The sequence below is a fragment of the Mycolicibacterium boenickei genome (genome assembly GCF_010731295.1).
In the GTDB taxonomy this organism is placed as follows: domain Bacteria; phylum Actinomycetota; class Actinomycetes; order Mycobacteriales; family Mycobacteriaceae; genus Mycobacterium; species Mycobacterium boenickei.
This window is the reverse complement of sequence record NZ_AP022579.1, coordinates 799,524-819,268: the sequence shown is the minus strand read 5'-3', so window position 1 is coordinate 819,268 and position 19,745 is coordinate 799,524. Positions and strand designations below refer to the sequence as shown.

The window sequence follows — 19,745 nt, the reverse complement described above, 5'->3', positions numbered from 1 at the left end:
CGTGAGGACCGGCAGTACTGAGAGCACCGACCGCCGGGGAATACTCACCGCCCTGCCCCGAGAAGCTCCGCGCATATGGTGTCCGCCGCGGTTGTGGACTTGATCTGAGACTGCCTGCTGTTCACGTGGGCCCACCCCCGGTCGACCAAACCTGACCTGGCGGTGTCGTCGCGACAGAATGTGCGGAGAAGCTCGGCCAGTGTTCGATAGTCGTAAGGGTCGAAGTACTCGGCGCCGTTGCCACACGTTTCCCGCAACGACGGGATACTCGATGCCAGAACGGCTGTGTGGGAGGCCATCGCCTCGAGCGGAGGCAACCCGGCGCCCTCGTACAGGGACGGCATCACCAAAAGATCTGCGCCTGCGACCATCGCCCGAAGCGTCTCGAAGTCCAATCGCCCGATCATCTGAACCCGGTCGGCCAGCTCGGTCGCGTAGCCCGCAAGGCGGTCATCGAAGTTGCGGACCGACTCGCCTGCGCCCGCGATCACCAGCTTTTGCGGGATCTCCGAGGCGATCTCTCGAAACGCCTCGAACAGGACCGGAAGGTTCTTGTGCCATTTGGCATTGCCGACGAAGAGGACGTACCTGCCGTCGATAGGTGTAAAAGCGGTGTCCGCAGGGGTGAGCCAGGCCTCGCCTACCGGGATCGGCGTCACCACGGTTTGCGCTTTTGGCGATACAGCGGCCAGCGCATCCGCCGTTGCCCGTGAAGGTGTGAAGATCTTGCTGCATCGGCGCGCATCCATCGTGATCATCGCGCGCGCGTATGCGCGGTAGGCGAATCCCTTGCCCGAGACGCTCTGCGGCTGGAGGTGCAAGATGTCGTGAATCGTGACAAAGAGTTTCGTGTGTTTGTTGCCAGGGCCGAGGATGGAAAGCGGAAAAGGGTAGTGCGGCAACCACAGTGCCCTCGGCCGAAGCCTTTTCAAGGCGTGGCGCCACACCTGCTGCTCACTCGTCGAGTACATCCCCGCGTTGGACGGACGAGCGAATGCCACTGTCGTGCTGTCGTCCAGTGGTGGCGCTTTGCCCTCGTCGACCAGTACACCGAACGAAAGTCCTTGCTGGGCCAGCGTCTTTTCTACGGTCGGCAACTCGGTCCGGATATATGTACCGATACCGCTCTGATTGATATGCCGAGCATCGAGCAATAGGTCGATGTGCTCTGCCATGGCCCCAACGGTAGCGTCATTTTCGTCTGAATTTGTCAGACGAGCGGAATTCCCCAGCGCCCACCAAAAGCAATCTGCTCCAATGGCAACCGTTCCCGGGGCCGACCGTCACGCTCGGCAATTTCCTCACCCATTTCGGAGTAGTCCCCGAGCATCCCCACGGCGATGACGGCCAGCGGCCGCACGCCGGTCGGGATACCGAACGCCGACCGGGCACCGTCGACGTCGAAGCCGGCCATCGGATGGGCGATCAGTCCACGGGACACCGCCTCGACTGTCATCTGCGCGATCGCGGCTCCAGCGTCGACGGCTGCGTACAAGGCGGTCCGCTCGTCCTCGCCTTCGTCGGCGCACACCAGGATCAGCGCCGAGGCCGCATGGGCGTAGCTGTTGCCGCGTTTGAGCAGGCCGGCGAGTGTGGTGAATGTCTCGTCGCCTCTCACACCGACGATGAACCGCACCGGTTGGCGGTGGCCCCAGCTGGCGGCCCACCGCGCGGCCTCCAGCAGCGCGGTGAGTTGGTCAGCGGTAATGACGGCATCGGGGTCGAACGCCCGGGGACTCCAGCGGGCCGCGAGATCGGGATGGATCGGCACGCTGGTGCTGGCCAGCCGGCCGTTCGGCGTGTCAGGCACGCCAGCCAAGCTACCGGCGGGGAAAATCCCGTGCGCGTCTCCCTTATCCTTGGTTCGACTCATTCCAGCGTTCTGAAGGGTTAGATAGTGGCGCTCGTCGTACAGAAGTACGGCGGATCCTCGGTATCGGATGCCGATCGGATCCGTCGCGTGGCCGAGCGCATCGTCGAGACGAAGAAGGCCGGCAACGACGTCGTCGTGGTGGTCTCGGCGATGGGCGATACCACCGACGACCTGCTTGACCTGGCCCGCCAGGTCTCCCCGGCCCCGCCGGCGCGCGAGATGGACATGCTGCTGACCGCCGGTGAGCGCATCTCCAACGCCCTGGTCGCGATGGCCATCGAGTCGCTCGGCGCGCAGGCCCGCTCGTTCACCGGGTCGCAGGCCGGCATCGTCACCACCGGCACCCACGGCAACGCCAAGATTATCGACGTCACCCCCGGTCGCCTGCGCGATGCGCTGGACGAGGGCGTCATCGTGCTGGTCGCCGGTTTCCAGGGCGTCAGCCAGGACAGCAAGGACGTCACCACCATGGGCCGCGGCGGCTCGGACACCACCGCCGTCGCATTGGCCGCCGCGCTGAAGGCCGACGTCTGCGAGATCTACACCGACGTCGACGGCATCTTCACCGCCGACCCGCGCATCGTGCCCAACGCCCGCCACCTCGACACCGTCTCCTTCGAGGAGATGCTCGAGATGGCCGCGTGCGGCGCCAAGGTGCTGATGCTGCGCTGCGTCGAATACGCCCGCCGCTACAACGTGCCGATTCACGTGCGTTCGTCGTACACGGACAAGCCCGGCACCATCGTCAAAGGATCGATCGAGGACATCCCCATGGAAGACGCCCTGCTGACCGGAGTAGCCCACGACCGCGGGGAGGCCAAGGTCACCGTCGTCGGCCTGCCCGATGTACCCGGCTACGCAGCCCAGGTGTTCCGCGCGGTCGCCGACGCCGACGTGAACATCGACATGGTGCTGCAGAACATCTCGAAGGTCGAGGACGGCAAGACCGACATCACCTTCACCTGCCCGATGGACAACGGCCCGACGGCCGTGGAGAAGCTCACCGGGCTCAAGGACGAGATCGGGTTCAGCCAGGTGCTGTACGACGATCACATCGGCAAGGTCTCGCTGGTCGGCGCGGGCATGCGCAGCCATCCCGGCGTCACGGCGAAGTTCTGCGAGGCGCTGGCCGAGGCGGGCGTCAACATCGACCTGATCTCCACGTCGGAGATCCGGATCTCGGTCCTGGTCAAGGACACCGAGCTGGACACCGCCGTCCGCGCGCTGCACGAGGCCTTCGACCTCGGCGGCGACGACGAGGCCGTGGTCTACGGCGGAACGGGGCGCTGAGATGGTCAACATTGGTGTAGTCGGCGCGACCGGCCAGGTCGGCCAGGTCATGCGCACCCTGCTGGAGCAGCGGAACTTCCCGGCCAGCTCGGTCCGGTTCTTCGCCTCGGCCCGGTCCGAGGGCAAGAAGCTGACGTACCGCGGCCAGGAGATCGAGGTCGAGAACAGCGAGACGGCCGATCCGTCCGGTCTGGACATCGCGTTGTTCTCCGCCGGTGCGACGATGTCGCGTGTGCAGGCCCCGCGCTTCGCCGCGGCCGGCGCCGTCGTCGTCGACAACTCGTCGGCCTGGCGCAAGGACCCCGAGGTCCCGCTGGTGGTCAGCGAGGTCAACTTCAAGCGCGATGCGGGTCAGCGGCCCAAGGGCATCATCGCCAACCCGAACTGCACCACCATGGCCGCCATGCCGGTGCTGCGGCCGCTGCACGAGGAAGCCGGGCTGACCCGCCTGATCGTGTCGAGCTACCAGGCCGTGTCGGGCAGTGGCCTGGCCGGTGTCGAGGAGCTCGCGTCGCAGACGCGCGCGGTGGTCGACGGTGCCGAACAGCTGGTGCACGACGGCTCCGCGCTGACGTACCCGGAGCCGGTGAAATACGTTGCGCCCATTGCGTTCAACGTTATTCCGCTCGCTGGGGCACTCGTTGATGACGGCTCCGGTGAGACCGACGAGGACCAGAAGCTGCGCAACGAGAGCCGCAAGATCCTCGGCATCCCCGAACTCCTGGTGAGCGGCACCTGCGTGCGCGTTCCGGTCTTCACCGGGCACTCGCTGTCGATCAATGCCGAGTTCGCCCAGCCTCTTTCGGTCGAGCGGGCCAAGGAACTGCTGGCCGACGCCCCGGGTGTGAAGCTGGTCGACGTGCCGACTCCGCTGGCCGCCGCCGGCGTCGACGAGTCATTGGTCGGCCGGATCCGCCAGGACCCCGGCGTGTCCGAGGGTCGTGGCCTTGCCCTGTTCGTGTCCGGTGACAACCTGCGAAAAGGTGCTGCGCTGAACACGATTCAAATCGCTGAACTGCTGGCCGCCGAGCTCTGATTCGCGGGTGAGCCCGGCCCGCAGGTTCGCCGTTGTCGCGATGCTTGCTGCGGCGGTGTGGCATGCCCCGGTCGCCCAGGCCACCCCGGGCTTCGGCGATCCGACCGTACCTCCGCTGGCTCCCGGCCAGGTATTGCGCATCGGGCCGAGTGCCGGAACCGGCACGCCCACCCGCGATTACGGCATCGGCGCCACCGACCTGTGCGAGTTCATGGAGTTTCCCAGCCGGGTACTCCAGGTGTGCGGTGACAGTTTCGCGGGGCAGGCGGTGGGCTTCGGTGGCTGGCACTCGCCGGTGGCGCTCCATGTCGACGCCGACTCCATCGAGGACGCGGGCGGTGTGCGCTACCGGGGCGTGACCGGAGTGGACAAGCCCCTGCTGGCCGACCCGACGCCTGCCGGTGCATCCCAGCTGCCGGCCGGTGTCATCTCCATCAACCGCGAGAACTACATGATGGTGACCACCACCAAGGATCTCCGGCCGCAGAGCTCCCGGTTGGTGAAAGCCGATGCGGCCCGGCCGAATTGGCCGACAGTGCCCGGGTCGGTGCGCGATGCCAAATACCAGGGCGGCGCCCAGTCGCAGATCACGGGTTATTACGACCCGGTCCCGGCTCCGGATTCACCGAGCGGGTGGGTCTACATCCTGGCCAACAATTTCGATCGCAGCAGTCCGCCGTTTCTGTACCGGGCCAGCCCGAAGACCTTCACCGACCGGGCCACCTGGCAGGGCTGGTCGGCATCGGGTGGCTGGGGCAAGCCGCCGACCGCCCTGTTCGCCGACCGGGTGGGGGAGATGAGCATCCGGCAGATCGACGGCAAGCCCGTGCTGTCGTACTTCAACGCCACCAACGGGAACATGGAGGTGCGGGTCGCCTACGACCCCACCGGTCTGGGCTCGGCGCCGGTGACCACGGTGGTGTTCGCGAGCGAGTGGCCGGACCCGGTCGACGCGTTGCCGCCGCCGGAGGTGAACCAGTTGGCCCAGCCCTACGGCGGCTACATCTCCCCGGGCTCGACGCTGGATCAGGTCCGGGTCTTCATCAGCCAGTGGAACACCATGGCCCGCGGCGGCACCCCGTACCGGGTGATCCAGTACGCGGTGAACCCGTTCAAGCCGTGGGAGCAGTAGCCCCGATTCGTCTGCGCGCCGTTTTCCCGTCCCGTCCGGCGCCGCTTTCCACCGCAGGGCTGTGGCTCGTGCGTGCGAGCAACCGTGGTGTGGAAAACGGCGCCGAGGGAGCGTCGTCCGGGCCTTTCACAGCTGATTCATAGCCAATTCTTGATCAGCACCTCACCAGCGCTCGCATGCTCGTGTCATGACTGAAACACCCCCCGATCCTGCGACGGAGCCCGTCGCTACCCCCGAGCCTGTGGCCGCCCCCGCCCCTGCCGCCCCCGTGGCCGCTCCGCCCGCCGAGAACAAGCCGAGCCGCCTCATGCAGGCGCTGGCCTGGGTCGGCATCGCGGCCGGCACCGTCTTCATCGTCGCGGTGGTCTTCGGCACTGGGTTCTTCCTCGGCGCGCATTCCGGTGGCGATGGCCATCACCACCGCGGCGGCCATGATCGCGGCGGCATGATGATGTTCCACCGTGGTGGACCGGATGGCGGGCCGGGGCAGATGGGCCCGCGGCACGGCATGATGCCGCCGTGGGGTCCGGGTGGGCCGGGCTCGTTCGGTCCGGGTGGTCCGGGTTGGGGACCTGGCCCGGGAAACGGCCCGGAGCGGCCTGAGACTCCGACGACACCGGCACCGCCTGCGCGACCATAATCACAGCCCGCTCTTTTGGACTGACTCCAAAGAGCGCGCATACTGGAGCCGTGACCACGGTGCATGAACACGACCCCAAGGCCCTGTTGCGGGCTGCTGGGCTGCGCGTGACGGCACCGCGGGTCGCGGTTCTCCAGGCGCTGGCCGACCATCCGCATTCGACTGCGGACGATGTGGCCGGCCTGGCTCGCGAGAGCCTCGGCTCGGTGTCGACCCAGGCGGTCTACGACGTCCTGCGGGCCTGTGTGACGGCCGGTCTGGTCCGTCGTATCGAACCCGCCGGTTCTTCGGCACGCTATGAGACCCGCGCCGGCGACAACCACCATCACCTGGTCTGCCGGGTGTGCGGTGCGGTTGCCGACGTCGACTGTGCAGTCGGGGAGACCCCGTGCCTGGAACCCTCTGACCTGGCCGGTTTCGCGGTTGACGAAGCCGAGGTCGTGTTCTGGGGAATCTGCGCGGATTGCCAGGCGGCAGCCCCCAACTAGACCACTCTGCAGCCCAATGGACGCCCCGGCCACTTCCCCTTGGTGGCCGGGGCTCCTTGCTTTTCGCCCAAGCATCGGGTGGGGTCCGGCGAATCGTGAGATTCTCGCTAACCATGACCCGCAATCGGCTGCTGGTTGCCGCACTGCTCGCAGTGCCGGTGCTGGCCGCCGGCTGCGGCACGGCCGCCGAACCCGGGCGCAGCGCGGCGATGGTCTTCGCGGTCGGCGATTGCGTCAGCGTCCCGGCCACCACACCTGCTGCCCCCGAAGTGACTCGGGCCGGCAAGGTGTCCTGCGACGTCGACCCGAGCTATACCGTCGGCGCCATCGCCGATGACACCGGGACCTGCCCGAGCGCCGAGTACCAGCATCTGCCCGCCCAGCTCGCCGATCCGTCGACGGCGCGGCTGTGCCTGGTCCCCAATCTGGTCGCCAGTCACTGCTACGAGCTCGGCATGCCCGCGGGCATGGTCGAACTCGCCGACTGCGCCGTGCGCACCGAACGCGGCCCGGGCGTGACGGTTCAGGTGACCCAACGGCTGGATGTCCGGGACGGGTCGGCCTGCCCTGCCGAAACAGGGCACTACGCCTGGCCGTACCCGTCGCCTGCGCGAACCTATTGCACGCGGACGGTTCACTAGCTGGCATGATCGAGGTCATGCGTGCCCTGACTGTCGGTTTCGGGCTGGCCGGTCTCGCACTGGCATTGGCTGCACCTGCGGGTGCGCGCCCCTCAGATCCCGGTGTCGTGTCCTATGCCGTCATGCCCAAAGGTTCGGTGGGCAACATCATCGGCGCTCCGATGACGTGGGAGTCCGAGTTCACCGCGCCTTTCCAGGGTTTCTCGGTGGAGAACCCGGTCTGCAACAACTGGGCTGACATCGGCCTGCCCGAGGTGTTCAACGATCCGGACCTGGCCTCGTTCAACGGCGCCACCACCCAGACCTCCGGTGACGACCAGGCCCATTACGTCAAGCAGGCGATCGGGGTGTTCGCGACGCCGGAGGCTGCCGACCGTGCCTTCCACCGCGTGGTGGACCGCACCAACGGCTGCTCGGGCCAGACCACCGCGATGCACCTGGACAACTTCGTGACGCAGGTGTGGACGTTCACGGGCGGCCCGGCGAGCGCCACCGACGCGGATTGGGTGAAGCAGGAGGCCGGCACGGACCGCCGGTGTTTCAACACCACCCGCAAGCGGGAAAACGTGCTGCTGCAAGCCAAGGTGTGCCAGTCCGGCAACGCGGGTCCAGCTGTCAACGTCCTGGCGGGTGCCATGCAGAACACGTTGGGTCAGTAGAACTTGTCGGTCCTATCTGGATGATGGAACAGAACCGAGCCGTTTGATCCGGTGAGGACCGGGAGGGGTGGTTGCCATGGCAGTACCCGTCAGGGCTGATGCGGCCCGCCTAGCTCCCGTCGAGTTCATCAGCGCCGAGCATGCCGCGGCGTACATCGAAGCCCGCTGCCTGGATGACGGGCCGGTCGGTCCGGTGGGCCTGGAGATCGAGGCGCACTGTTTCGACCTCGAGGATCCGCTGCGGCGTCCGGGCTGGGAGGAAATCTCAGAAGTCATCGCCTCGGTGCCCACGCTGCCCGGCGGCAGCCGGATCACCGTCGAACCCGGGGGCGCGGTCGAGCTCTCCGGCCCGCCGACCGACGGACCGTCAGCGGCCATCACTGCCCTGATGGCCGATCGGGCCGTGCTGCGCGCGGAGTTCGAACACCGCGGTCTGGGCCTCGTGCTGCTGGGCGCCGATCCGGTGCGGCCCACCCAGCGCATCAACCCGGGTCCGCGGTATCAGGCCATGGAACAGTTCTTCGCGGCCAGCGGGACAGCCGGTCCCGGCGCGGCGATGATGACGTCCACCGCCTCGGTTCAGGTCAACCTCGACGCCGGGCCGCGGGACGATTGGGCGCGGCGGGTACGGCTGGCGCACGCGCTGGGCCCGACGATGATTGCCATCACGGCGAATTCGCCGATGCTCGGCGGGCGGTTCACCGGCTGGAAGTCCTCGCGGCAGCGGGTGTGGGGCCAGCTGGATTCCGCGCGCTGCGGCCCGGTTCTGGGCGCCGACGGCGATGATCCGGCCAGTGACTGGGCGCGCTACGCGCTGCGGGCGCCGGTGATGCTCGTCAACAGTCCGGAGGCGGTCCCCGTGACCAACTGGGTGCCCTTCGCCGACTGGGCCGACGGACGCGCGGTGCTCGGCGGCCGTCGTCCCACCGATGCCGACCTCGAGTACCACCTCACCACGCTGTTCCCTCCGGTGCGGCCGCGGCGCTGGTTGGAGATCCGTTATCTCGACAGCGTGCCGGACGCCCTGTGGCCTGCGGTGGTGTTCATGCTGACCACGCTCCTCGATGATCCCGACGCCGCCGCGCTCGCCACCGAGGCGACCGCACCGGTCGCCACCGCATGGGACCGGGCCGCCCGAATCGGGCTCACCGACCGACGGCTGCAGGACGCGGCCATCGTGTGCGTGGCGGCTGCCGCGGAGCGAGCCCCTGCCGACCTGACGGAATCGATGGAGCGGTTGACGCGTTCGGTCCAGGAGGGACGCTGCCCGGCCGACGATTTCGCCGACCAGGTGGTGAGCCTTGGAATCGCTTCAGCGATGAGCCAACTGGTGAAGGGCGAGCTTTGACCACACGCGAGATGCTGGCGCAGCAGCTCACCCGGGCGCGGGAACGAACCTTGGGCCTGGTCGATTTCGACGATGCCGAGTTGCACCGCCAATACAGCCCGTTGATGAGTCCGCTGGTCTGGGATCTCGCTCATATCGGCCAGCAGGAGGAGCTGTGGCTGCTGCGGGGCGGCAACCCCGACCGCCCTGGCATGCTCGCTCCCGAGGTCGACCGGCTCTACGACGCCTTCGTTCACTCACGCGCCAGCCGCGTCGACCTTCCGCTGCTTCCGCCCACCGACGCGCGTACCTACTGCGCGACGGTGCGATCCCGCGCGCTCGATGCTCTCGATTCCCTTGACGCCGATGACTCCGGGTTCAACTTCGGATTGGTGATCAGTCACGAGAACCAACACGACGAGACCATGCTGCAGGCGCTGAGCCTGCGGACCGCGCCGCCCCTGTTCGACGCCGGAAGGGCGTTGCCTGCCGGTCGTCCGGGCGTGGCAGGCACCTCGGTGCTGATCCCGGGTGGCTCGTTCGTGCTCGGGGTGGACGAACTCACCGAACCGCATTCACTCGACAACGAACGTCCGGCGCACTCCGTCGAAGTGGCCTCCTTCTATATCGGCCGGGTGCCGGTCACCAACGGAGAATGGCGCGAGTTCATCGACGATGGCGGCTATCAGCAGTCCCGCTGGTGGTCGGAGCGTGGTTGGGCCCACCGGCAGGAGACAGGGCTGACCGCGCCTCAGTTCTGGGGGCCGGACGGCACCCGCACCCGGTTCGGTCACATCGAGACGATTCCGGCCGACGAGCCGGTGCAGCACGTCACGTTCTTCGAAGCCGAGGCCTACGCCGCCTGGGCCGGGGCCCGGCTGCCTACCGAAATCGAATGGGAGAAAGCCTGCGCGTGGGATCCGGTGGCCGGAAGCCGGCGCCGATTCCCGTGGGGCACTTCCGAACCCACCGAGGCGCTGGCCAACCTCGGCGGCGATGCGCGCCGTCCCGCCCCGGTCGGGGCATATCCGGCCGGCGCGTCGGCCTACGGCGTCGAGCAGATGTTGGGTGATGTCTGGGAATGGACCACGTCCCCGCTGCGGCCCTGGCCCGGCTTCACCCCGATGGTGTACGACCGCTACACCGAGCCGTTCTTCGACGGTGACTACCGGATCCTGCGCGGCGGCTCGTGGGCCGTGTCCGCCGACATCCTGCGGCCGAGCTTCCGAAACTGGGATCACCCGATCCGGCGGCAGATCTTCTCCGGTGTGCGTCTGGCCTGGGACGCCTGATGTGCCGGCATATCGGGTGGCTCGGCGCCCCGCGATCAGTGGCCTCGCTGGTGCTGGACCCGCCGCAGGGTCTGCTGGTGCAGTCCTATGCGCCGCGGCGACAAAAGCACGGATTGATGAACGCCGATGGTTGGGGCGCAGGGTTTTTCGACGGCGGCGTGCCCCGTCGGTGGCGCAGCGACAAGCCGCTGTGGGGTGACGCCTCGTTCGCCTCGGTGGCGCCGGCGTTGAGCAGTGGGTGCGTCGTCGCGGCAGTGCGGTCGGCGACCATCGGTATGCCCATCGAACCCTCGGCCTCGGCACCGTTCACCGACGGGCAGTGGCTGCTGTCCCATAACGGGGTCGTGGACCGTGCGGTGCTGCCGTTGACCGGGTCGGCCGAGTCGGTCGTCGACAGCGCTGTGCTGGCCGCACTGATCTTCCGGCGGGGTCTGGATGCGTTGGGGCAGACGATCGTCGAAGTCGGCGCGCTGGACCCGAATGCCCGGTTGAACATCCTGGCCGCCGATGGTGCTCGCATGGTGGCCACCACCTGGGGCGACACCTTGTCGATGCTCCGACTGCCGGACGGCGTCGTGCTCGCCAGCGAACCCTACGACGACGATCCCGGCTGGGCCGACATCCCGGACCGGCACCTGGTCACCGTGGCCGGCTCTGATGTCGAGCTCACCCCGCTGAAAGGTTCGGTATGACGCTCACCTTGTCCAATTATCTGGCGGCCGACTCGGCTGCCACCGCGCTGCGGCGCGATGTGCGCGAGGGGCTGACCCGGTCACCGAAGATGCTGCCGCCCAAGTGGTTCTATGACTCGGTGGGCAGCGACCTGTTCGATCAGATCACTCGGCTGCCCGAGTACTACCCGACGCGCACCGAGGCGCAGATCCTGCGGGATCGGTCGCCGGAGATCACCGCAGCTGCGGGTGCCGACACCCTCGTCGAGTTGGGTAGCGGTACCTCGGAGAAGACCCGCATGTTGCTCGACGCCATGCGCGACGGCGAGCAGTTGCGCCGGTTCATCCCGTTCGACGTCGACGCCGGTGTGCTGCGTGCTGCCGGCGACGCGATCGGCCAGGAATATCCGGGTATCGAAATCGATGCGGTATGTGGTGATTTCGAGGAACACCTTGGCAAGATCCCGGCGGTGGGGCGCCGCCTGGTGGCGTTCCTCGGGTCGACGATCGGCAACCTCACACCCGGTCCGCGAGCGGATTTCCTGGCGTCCCTGGCCGAGACCCTGCAACCCGGCGACAGCGTGCTGTTGGGCACCGACCTGGTGAAGGACGCGGGCCGGTTGGTTCGCGCGTATGACGACAGTGCGGGGGTGACTGCGGCGTTCAACCGCAACGTGCTCTCAGTGGTGAACCGCGAGCTCGACGCTGATTTCGATCTCGACGCTTTCGAGCATGTGGCGAAGTGGAATGCCGACGAGGAGCGGATCGAGATGTGGCTGCGCGCGGACTCGCCGCAGCAGGTCCGGATCGCCGCGCTGGATCTCGACGTCGCATTCGACGCCGGTGAGGAGATGCTGACCGAGGTGTCCTGCAAGTTCCGCCCCGACGGCGTGGCCGATGAGCTGGCGAAAGCCGGCTTGCAACAGACACATTGGTGGACCGATGAAGCCGGTGACTTCGGCCTGTCGCTGGCGGTGAAATGAGCCTCGCCCAGCAGTGGGCCGACGCCCGCCCCAAGGTCGCCGGGCTGCACCTCGACAGCGGCGCCTGCTCGCGGCAGAGCCTCGCCGTCATCGACGCCGTCGCTGCCCATGCCCGGCATGAGGCCGAGGTCGGCGGCTACGTGGCCGCGGAGGCGGCAGCGCCGGTACTCGCGGCGGGCCGGGCTGCCGTCGCGGCACTGACCGGGCTCGACGCCGCCGACGTGGTCTACACGTCGGGTTCCAATCATTCCCTGGATCTGCTGCTCGGCAGCTGGGCGGGGGAGCGCACGCTGGCCTGCCTGCCCGGGGAATTCGGTCCGAACCTCGCGGTCATGGCTGCCAACGATTTTCAGGTGCGGGCCCTGCCCGTCGATGGCGATGGCCGGGTCGTGGTCGACGACGTGGCCCGCCAGTTCGCGTCTGATCCACCAGCTTTGGTGCACTTCACGGCACTGGCCAGCCACCGTGGCGTGGCCCAGCCGTTGGCCGAGATGGTTGCGGTGTGCCGCGCTGCGGGTGTGCCGATCGTGGTCGACGGCGCACAGGCGTTCGGGCATCTGGACTGCAACGTCGGTGCCGATGCCATCTACTCATCGTCACGCAAATGGCTCGCCGGACCGCGTGGCGTCGGGTTCCTGGCGGTGCGGCCAGAACTCGTTGCGCGGCTACGGCGACGGATGCCGCCGGCCGAGTGGGATGTGCCGGTGACGGTGCTGCAGAGCTTCGAACACGGTGAGCACAATGCCGCGACCCGCATCGGGTACTCGGTTGCCCTCGGCGAACACCTCGCTGCCGGTCCGGAAGCGGTCCGCGGCCGGCTTGCCGAGGTGGGCCGCACGGCGCGGCAGGTGCTGGCTGAGGTACCCGGCTGGCGCGTCGTGGAAGCCGTCGACGAGCCCACCGCGATCACCACACTCGAACCCGTCGACGGTGCCGACCCGGTTGCGGTGCGGGCCTGGTTGATCGCCGAGCGTGGAATCGTCACCACCGCATGTGAATTGGCCCGGGCGCCGTTCGAGATGGCCAAACCGGTGCTGCGGATTTCACCGCACGTCGACAGCACTGCCGAGGATCTGGAGCAGTTCGCCGGGGTGTTGCGGGACGCGTCTTAGCCGTCCTCGCGGGTCGGGGCAGATTCACTCGCCGTTGATTTCTGATTCACCTTTGGCGGGAACCGCCGCCACCGCCTCCGCTGGACCCGGAGGACGCACCGTTCTGAATTGAACGGTTAGCCCAGGGTTGGAGTACTCCCTAGACGTTGGATGAGTCGAATGCTACGGTCGTGCCGAATCGTTTCGGCAGACGTAGAGAAAAGTGAGGAAACCATGACTGAAGTGACCGCGGGCTCATTCGACGAGACGATGTGGAGCGGGCTCCTGCACGGAGGACACGGCGGAACGTTCATGGGTGTGCCGAGCATCGAACTCGACCGCGACGTGATCAGGGCGTCCGGCACCAAGGCGGTGATCTACGGATTCCCGTTCGATGCGACGACGATCAGTAGGAGCGGGGCGAACTACGGTCCTCGCGCGATCCGCGAGACTTCGGTGCAGTTCACCAACTTCCAGGCGACCTACGATTTCGACCTGTTCGCGCATCTTCCGCTCGCCGACGGGGGCGACTGCAAAGTCGCTCTCGGCAACACCGTGAAGACCTTCGAGCGGGTGGAGGCCGATATCGCCGAGATCGTCGCAGGCGGAGCCATTCCCGTGGTGTTCGGTGGCGACCATTCGGTGAGCATTCCGGTCGGCAAGGCGGCCAAGCGGCCGGGTACGAGCCCGGGATGGGTGCAGTTCGACACGCACCTCGACGCCGCGCCGAACGTCGGGGGCGAGGAGCTGAACCACTGCTGCACCATCACCCGCGCGGTCGACAACGGCTACGACCCGTCGAAGATCGTGCTCGTCGGCATCAGCGGATGGATGAACCCGAAGACCGAGTTGAAGTACTGCCGCGACCACGGCATCAGGGTCATCTGGCTGGAGGAGATCTGGGAGCACGGTGCTGCATGGGTGGTCGATCAGATTCTTGAGCGGATCGGCGACGAAGGGTTCTACCTGACGTTCGACGTTGATTCGCTCGACGCCGCCTACGCGCCCGGGACCTGCGCCCCGACGCCGGGTGGCATGACCATGCGCGAGGCGCTGGAGATCACCCGCGGAATCTCGCCGGCGGGGCTGATCGGCGTCGATGTCGCGGAGGCGCTTCCGGCGCACGACCATTCGACCCGAACCCAGCTGATCGCTGCGCGTGTCGTACTGGAGGCACTGGCATTCCACGCGGGGTCGCCCCGCACGCCGGTAAGGGTCGGCTGAGGTCACGTGAGCGGGTGCGGGTTCGGGCGAGCTGGCCCGGGCCCGCACCCGTGTTTGTGCGGCCGGCTCCTACGGCTCGTACAGTTCGGGGCGACGCTGACCGAGCATGTCGATCACTCCGTCGCTGCGCAATCCGACTTCCACCTCGGCCGTCAGGCTGCCGGTCTCAACGCAGTCGAGTGATGCGAGCACGGAGCCGTCCCGGTCGATGATCCGGCTCGATCCGCAGAAGCTGTGTCCCGACTCGCTTCCGACCCGGTTCGCGTATGCCACCGGAACGCGGTTCTCCAGCGCGCGAGAACTGCTGGCGATGACATGGTCGCGCTCGTAAGGGTGCATGTTGGCCGACCCTGCGACCAGCAGGGTGGCGCCGCGGAGCACGAGTGTGCGGGATACCTCCGGGAACTCGAGCTCGAAGCAGTTCAGGACGCCAATCCTGGTGTCGCAGAGGGTGACCGGTTCGAGCACATCGCCGCTGAGAAATGCCTCGCGTTCGCTTCCGAAAAGGTGTGTTTTGCGAATGGATTTCTTGATGGCGCCGTCTCGGTCGATGGCCAGATAGGCATCGAAGAACCCGCCAGGGGCACGTTCGACGAATCCGGTCAGCAGGGCTGTTCCTGAGGAGCGGCACAGGTCCGCGAGCTCGGTGATACTCGCATCATCGAGCTGCAAAGCGATCTCGTCGAGGGCGGTGGTCTGGTACCCGGACAGGAAGAGTTCGGGGAAGACGACCAGGTCTGCACCGCGCGTCGCAGCAATGCTCTCTCCGACCCGGGAGATGTTGGCTTGGAGATCCCGTGGCTGGGGAGCCTCCTGAATGACGTTGAGGCGCAGTGTGTTCGGCGGCATCATGATGCTCTCCAGTATGTCTGAGGGGTCGGTGGGACCGTCGAGCATGAATCGTTTCGATCAACAATCACACTGTCACCAGCATTTTAACTTGGGTTGCCAAAACGTTTCGGCGCTCGTAGTGTGAGCGCCGTTACATGCCTTCACCTGTGAATCAAGGGAGCCCCATGGCCGAGGCGCCGATGGTGATGAAGAGAGAATTCACCACGTTTTCCGCTCTGTCTGTCGCGTTCGCATTCGTTTCGCCGATCGTGGCGGTCTACAGCGTCCTGGGTGTAGGGCTGGCGACCTCAGGGCCTGCGTTCATCTGGGGCGGCCTGATTCTCTATGCCGGCCAATTCGTCGTGGTGCTCACGCTGGGTGTGCTTGCCTCGAAGTGGGCGGATTCGGGCGGCATCTATCAGTGGTCTCGCCGGCTCCTGGGATCTCGTTACGGCTGGTTCGCCTCGTGGACCTACATCTGGACGCTGCTGATCACGCTTCCCGCTGTCGCGTATGCCGGTGCGGTGCTGATGCCGCCCATCTTCGGTCTCTCGGGCGTCGATCATGGGCTTGTCACGTGGCTCGCAGTAGCGATCCTCGCGTTCAGCACGCTGGTGAATCTCGCCGGTCGAGTGTTCATCAAGATCCTCATGGTCGCCGTGATCGCCGCCGAGGCGGTGGGATCCGTCGGGGTTGCGATCTGGCTGCTCGTGTTCGAACGTCACCAGAGCCTCGGGTACCTGTCGCCGGCGGCGCTTCCCGACCACCAGGGGGTGCTGTTCTCGGCACCACTCGTGATGGCCATCGCGTTCTCGAGCTACTTCGCGATCGGCTTCGAGAGCGCGAGTTCGATCGCCGAGGAGGTCAAGCGCCCGAAGCGGGCTGTGCCCCGAGCGATGGTGGTCTCGTTCTTCGCCATCATGGCGATCGTGGTGTTCAGCACGCTCGCGTTCACGCTCGCGGTGCCGAGCGACGACTTCCTGCGAAACCCCGAGAATGCCGCGGATCCGGCCGTCGCCATCATGGCCGGCGCGCTTCCCGAGCCGGTGTTCCGTGGCGTCCTGGCCCTTTTCGTCATCGCTTTCGCCGCGAGCCTGATGACCATTCAGATCACGGTCTCTCGCATCGTTTGGGCGACGGCGCGGAACGGGGAGCTGCCGTTCGCCCACACCCTCACGAGTCTTTCCGGAGCGACCGGGCTGCCGAGGAAGGCGGTGGTCGTCACGGCGATCATCGCGGTGCTGCTCTTCATCCCGTTCCAGAGCGAGGGCATCCAGATGGCGCTGATCTCCTTCTCCTCGGTGGGATTCTTCATCTCCTTCCTCTTCCCGATCCTCGGACTGGCCATCGCCCGCGTTCGCGGCCAGTGGCGCGAGGAGCCCGGCCTCTTCCTGGGGCGTGCAGGACGTCTGATCGGGTGGATTGCACTCGCGTGGCTGGCATTTCAGATCGTGAACGTCGCGTGGCCGCGGGAGACCGGCGGTGGCTGGGCCAGTGACTGGTCGACGATCATCGGGGCGCTGGCGGTCGGACTACTCGGTGTGGTGGTGGAGAACTGGGTACATCGGAGGAGACTGCACGCGGCCTCGACGGGGCAGACGATTGTGATCTTCGAGCGTGACGAGTCGGCCGACGAAGAAACCGACCTCGACCCGGAGTCAGAGTCAGGACGTGAGCCGTTGCGGAACTACAGCGCCAGCCCGGAGACGGTGTGAGCGGCTCGTCGACTCAGTCGGCGAGCGTCGACTCTCGAACGGTCAGCGACGCATTCACGAGTTCACGGCGACGGCTGGTTTCCCCGTCAAGCGCCGCGACCAGCAGATCGACTGCGACCTCGCCCAGTCGAACGGGGTGCAGATCGAGTGCGGTGATGGGTTTCTGCAGGCCGTAGTCGAGGTAGCGGCTGTCCGTGAGGCTGACCACCTGAAGGTCTTCGGGCACGGCCAGCCCCAGCATGTGCGCGCTGCGCTCGGTGGCGAATGCCAGAGTGTCGAGAGTGGCCAGCACCGCATCGAAACGGCGATCGGGAGAGGTGAGCGCGGCCCGGATCACCGGCTCGGCCTCATCGACCCGCGGGCCCGGAGAGCGAATGATGATCGGGTCGAGCGAGACGGTCGAGCACCAATCGAGATACGCGGACAGCTCGTCGCGCACGTAGGAGGAACTCGTCTCGCTCAGGAACAGTGCGGTTCGCGAACTGCGGACCGTGTTCAGATGGGCCAGAGCCGTTGTCGTGCCGGTGGAGAAGTCGTTGTCCACCCAGCTGAACTCGCCAGAGTTCCGACCGATGGTGGCGCAGGCCAAGCCGGTGCGGGCGACCTGTGTGAGCAGTTCGTCGTCATCGCTCGGGTCGACGACGATGAGGCCGTCGGCTGCGGAGAGGAACGCCTCCGAAGACAGGTGGGACGGGAGCATGGACAGGAGGAACCCGCGTTTGAAGGCTTCGGCGCTGGCCCCGTTGAGGACCCTGAAGTAGTACTCGATGTCCCATTCGGGCTGCAGGTCCGTGGTCGAAGACCTTACGGCCATGGGGGAGACGGTCAGCACGAGCGAGCCGGTCCTGCCCGCATTCAGGCTCTTGGCGATCCGGTTTGCCGTGTACCCCAGGCGATTCGCGACATCGATCACGTTCTGACGAGTGGCCGCGGCGACGCGTCCCTTGCCGTTCAGCGACTCTGACGCCGTGGCGATCGAGACGCCGGCTTCATTGGCGACGTCCTTGATGGTGATGCGGCGGGGTTTCACGGAGCTTCCGACTCGCAATCGGTGCTTGAGAACTGGTCAAGATTGGCCAGGACCGTGTCCACCGTGAGGTCGAGTGCCCCGGGTTGCTTCGCCGGGGGCAGCAACGTCCGGAATTCTTCGACCAGAGTGCCGATTCGCTTCTTCGTGTAGCGCAGTGTGCGATCCGAACCTGCTTCGTCGGCCAGAGCCTCTCGCAGCGAAGGGTCTGAGGCGGAACGCGTTTCGCCCAGGTCGACGAGGCGCCGATACGCGCTCCACAGGGGCAGCGTCGGAATTCCGTTGCGGAGATCGGCTCCGTGATCTTTGCCGAGGTTCAGCGCGTCGTCCCTGACGTCGAGAAGATCGTCGGTGAGCTGAAATGCGAGGCCGAGCCGCTCGCCCGACTCGCGGAAGCGATCCTGGAGTGCCGGGTCGTACGAAGCTGCCATGGCACCCAGTTCGAATGCCGCTCCGAAGAGGGCGCCGGTCTTGAGTGTCGCGTAGTCCTCGATCTCGGGTCGAGCCTCGTCACCCCATCCGAGCGCAGGTTCGAGAAGCTGGCCCTTGCAGAGCTGCCCGAAGGCGCGGGCGAGGGGGAGGACGGCGCGCTCTCCGAGGACTGCCGCGGTTTCGAACGAGACAGCGATGAGCAGATCTGCGACGAGGATGGCGGTGGCCTCGTCCGCGGCGGAGTGCAGTGATGGCAGCCCCCGGCGAAACTGAGACCTGTCGATGATGTCGTCGTGGACCAGTGAGGCGGTGTGCAGCAGCTCCAGGGCGACGGCGGCATCCGCGGCGAACCGCGGATCAGGCCCGCCGAACGAGTGCGCGATGAGTAACAGGGTGCGGGCGCGCAGGTGCTTCCCACCGCAGAGGGCGTCGATGACCGGCGATGGATCCTCAACCGGGAGCGGGATATTCGCAAGGCGCTCGGAGATCCGAGCCCTGAGACCGGCGGCCACGGAGGACACCTGGTCATCGATCGACTCAGGGGAGAACGGTTCCGTGTCTCCTGCGAGCGTGATCGGCGTCGTCACTCGGGTCCCTTCTCCGGTGGGTACGAGGAGTCCCACCAGGATACGGACCCGTGTGACGGGTGCCAAATCGATTCGGCACCGGGGTGCCAACCACCGTTCTGGCGCGTCGGCCTAGCTCAGCCCGCCTTGTGCGCGGTCAGCAGGAAGGCCGGGAACTTGATCCGGCCCTTCTCGTCGACGTCGTGCTTGGGCAACTCGACGGGCGCATCCACCGGCAATCCAGCGGCATTCGCGTGGATGAACGCCGGCCGGATCTCGTCGACCTCCCAGTACTTCGACACCGCCGCCCGCAGCTCGTCCTCGTCGACCTCGTTGGGCTTGGTCTCCAACTCGGCCGGGAACGCGCCCTTGGCGAACACCAGCACGTAGTAGTGCGCGCCCGGTGCCGAGGCGCGGTGGATGGATTTCAGGTAGCCGTCGCGACCTTCGACCGGCAGTGAATGGAACAGGGTCGAATCGATCACCGTGTTGAACCGGCCGTCATAACCGGTGAACGAAGTGATGTCGGCCTGGGCGAAACTCGCCGTCGACAACCCGCGCACCTGTGCGGCGTTGTTGGCCGCGGCGATGGCCGTCGGACTCAGATCCAGCCCGACAACTGTGAGGCCGTCGGACGCCAGCGCCAGCGACAACTCGGCATGTCCGCAGCCCGCGTCGAGCACATCGCTCTCGAACTTCCCGGCCCGGTGTAGCGCGGCGAGTTCAGGCTGCGGCTCCCCGATATTCCACGGTGGCGGGCCCTCGAAACCTGCTTCCCCCTTGTATGCGCCATCCCAGTCCAGGACCTGTTCAGATGTCATGGTTCC

The 19,745-nt window shown here is 66.8% G+C and carries 20 protein-coding genes; 14 read left to right on the top strand and 6 right to left on the bottom strand.

Annotated features, from left to right (window positions below; all coding sequences use genetic code 11):
• Positions 1-44 precede the first annotated feature (44 nt).
• Positions 45-1,175 carry a glycosyltransferase family 4 protein gene (locus tag G6N57_RS03660; protein ID WP_077738588.1) on the bottom strand — a complete coding sequence of 377 codons (1,131 nt, stop codon included), beginning with the start codon at positions 1,173-1,175 and terminating at the stop codon, positions 45-47.
• A 35-nt stretch (positions 1,176-1,210) separates the two neighbouring features.
• Complete coding sequence (locus tag G6N57_RS03655) at positions 1,211-1,810, bottom strand: nitroreductase family protein (protein WP_077738589.1); 600 nt, start codon at positions 1,808-1,810, stop codon at positions 1,211-1,213.
• 87 nt (positions 1,811-1,897) lie between these two features.
• Between G6N57_RS03655 and G6N57_RS03650 the strand changes: the two genes are divergently transcribed.
• From G6N57_RS03650 to speB, 13 genes are all read left to right on the top strand, one after another.
• The gene (locus tag G6N57_RS03650; RefSeq protein ID WP_077738590.1) at positions 1,898-3,163 is read left to right on the top strand and encodes an aspartate kinase; all 1,266 of its coding nucleotides are present in this window, start codon (positions 1,898-1,900) and stop codon (positions 3,161-3,163) included.
• 1 nt (position 3,164) lies between these two features.
• Positions 3,165-4,199 (top strand): aspartate-semialdehyde dehydrogenase, encoded by a 1,035-nt coding sequence (locus G6N57_RS03645; RefSeq protein ID WP_077738591.1) that lies wholly within the window; start codon positions 3,165-3,167, stop codon positions 4,197-4,199.
• 40 nt (positions 4,200-4,239) lie between these two features.
• Positions 4,240-5,331: a DUF4185 domain-containing protein gene (locus G6N57_RS03640; RefSeq protein ID WP_179968390.1), complete on the top strand. Its 1,092-nt coding sequence runs from the start codon at positions 4,240-4,242 to the stop codon at positions 5,329-5,331.
• Between the two features lie 187 nt (positions 5,332-5,518).
• On the top strand, positions 5,519-5,971 hold the full coding sequence (locus G6N57_RS03635) for a hypothetical protein (RefSeq protein ID WP_162563893.1): 453 nt from the start codon (positions 5,519-5,521) through the stop codon (positions 5,969-5,971).
• A gap of 50 nt (positions 5,972-6,021) precedes the next feature.
• The gene (locus G6N57_RS03630) at positions 6,022-6,459 is read left to right on the top strand and encodes a Fur family transcriptional regulator (RefSeq protein ID WP_077738594.1); all 438 of its coding nucleotides are present in this window, start codon (positions 6,022-6,024) and stop codon (positions 6,457-6,459) included.
• 113 nt (positions 6,460-6,572) lie between these two features.
• Entirely contained in the window at positions 6,573-7,100 is a 528-nt protein-coding gene (locus G6N57_RS03625) for a hypothetical protein (protein ID WP_077738595.1), read from the top strand.
• Between the two features lie 17 nt (positions 7,101-7,117).
• Complete coding sequence (locus G6N57_RS03620; RefSeq protein WP_165777813.1) at positions 7,118-7,759, top strand: sensor domain-containing protein; 642 nt, start codon at positions 7,118-7,120, stop codon at positions 7,757-7,759.
• A 76-nt stretch (positions 7,760-7,835) separates the two neighbouring features.
• Entirely contained in the window at positions 7,836-9,107 is a 1,272-nt protein-coding gene (gene egtA, locus G6N57_RS03615) for an ergothioneine biosynthesis glutamate--cysteine ligase EgtA (protein WP_077738597.1), read from the top strand.
• Positions 9,104-10,378, top strand: coding sequence for an ergothioneine biosynthesis protein EgtB (gene egtB, locus G6N57_RS03610; RefSeq protein ID WP_077738598.1), 1,275 nt, complete (start codon positions 9,104-9,106; stop codon positions 10,376-10,378). The genes egtA and egtB overlap by 4 nt, the downstream gene beginning before the upstream one ends.
• Positions 10,378-11,070 carry an ergothioneine biosynthesis protein EgtC gene (gene egtC, locus G6N57_RS03605; RefSeq protein WP_077738599.1) on the top strand — a complete coding sequence of 231 codons (693 nt, stop codon included), beginning with the start codon at positions 10,378-10,380 and terminating at the stop codon, positions 11,068-11,070. The genes egtB and egtC overlap by 1 nt, the downstream gene beginning before the upstream one ends.
• Positions 11,067-12,032 (top strand): L-histidine N(alpha)-methyltransferase, encoded by a 966-nt coding sequence (gene egtD, locus G6N57_RS03600; RefSeq protein ID WP_077738600.1) that lies wholly within the window; start codon positions 11,067-11,069, stop codon positions 12,030-12,032. The genes egtC and egtD overlap by 4 nt, the downstream gene beginning before the upstream one ends.
• A complete protein-coding gene (gene egtE, locus G6N57_RS03595; protein ID WP_097926509.1) occupies positions 12,029-13,144 on the top strand; it encodes an ergothioneine biosynthesis PLP-dependent enzyme EgtE in 1,116 nt (371 codons plus the stop codon). The genes egtD and egtE overlap by 4 nt, the downstream gene beginning before the upstream one ends.
• 213 nt (positions 13,145-13,357) lie before the next feature.
• On the top strand, positions 13,358-14,347 hold the full coding sequence (speB, locus tag G6N57_RS03590) for an agmatinase (RefSeq protein ID WP_077738601.1): 990 nt from the start codon (positions 13,358-13,360) through the stop codon (positions 14,345-14,347).
• A gap of 69 nt (positions 14,348-14,416) precedes the next feature.
• Here speB and G6N57_RS03585 read toward each other — a convergent pair whose 3' ends face one another.
• Entirely contained in the window at positions 14,417-15,199 is a 783-nt protein-coding gene (locus tag G6N57_RS03585; RefSeq protein ID WP_162563894.1) for a nitrilase-related carbon-nitrogen hydrolase, read from the bottom strand.
• 164 nt (positions 15,200-15,363) lie between these two features.
• Here G6N57_RS03585 and G6N57_RS03580 point away from each other — a divergent pair, with 164 nt between their 5' ends.
• Positions 15,364-16,893, top strand: a complete 1,530-nt coding sequence (locus tag G6N57_RS03580) for an APC family permease (protein ID WP_077738603.1) — start codon at positions 15,364-15,366, stop codon at positions 16,891-16,893.
• Positions 16,894-16,906: 13 nt separating this feature from the next.
• Here the strand turns inward: G6N57_RS03580 and G6N57_RS03575 are convergent, their stop codons facing one another.
• The 3 genes from G6N57_RS03575 to G6N57_RS03565 form a co-directional block, all read right to left on the bottom strand.
• Positions 16,907-17,923: a LacI family DNA-binding transcriptional regulator gene (locus G6N57_RS03575; RefSeq protein WP_162563895.1), complete on the bottom strand. Its 1,017-nt coding sequence runs from the start codon at positions 17,921-17,923 to the stop codon at positions 16,907-16,909.
• Positions 17,920-18,939: a polyprenyl synthetase family protein gene (locus tag G6N57_RS03570; RefSeq protein WP_162563896.1), complete on the bottom strand. Its 1,020-nt coding sequence runs from the start codon at positions 18,937-18,939 to the stop codon at positions 17,920-17,922. Before G6N57_RS03570 ends, G6N57_RS03575 begins: the two co-directional genes overlap by 4 nt.
• 116 nt (positions 18,940-19,055) lie before the next feature.
• On the bottom strand, positions 19,056-19,739 hold the full coding sequence (locus G6N57_RS03565; RefSeq protein ID WP_077738606.1) for a class I SAM-dependent methyltransferase: 684 nt from the start codon (positions 19,737-19,739) through the stop codon (positions 19,056-19,058).
• Positions 19,740-19,745 lie beyond the last annotated feature (6 nt).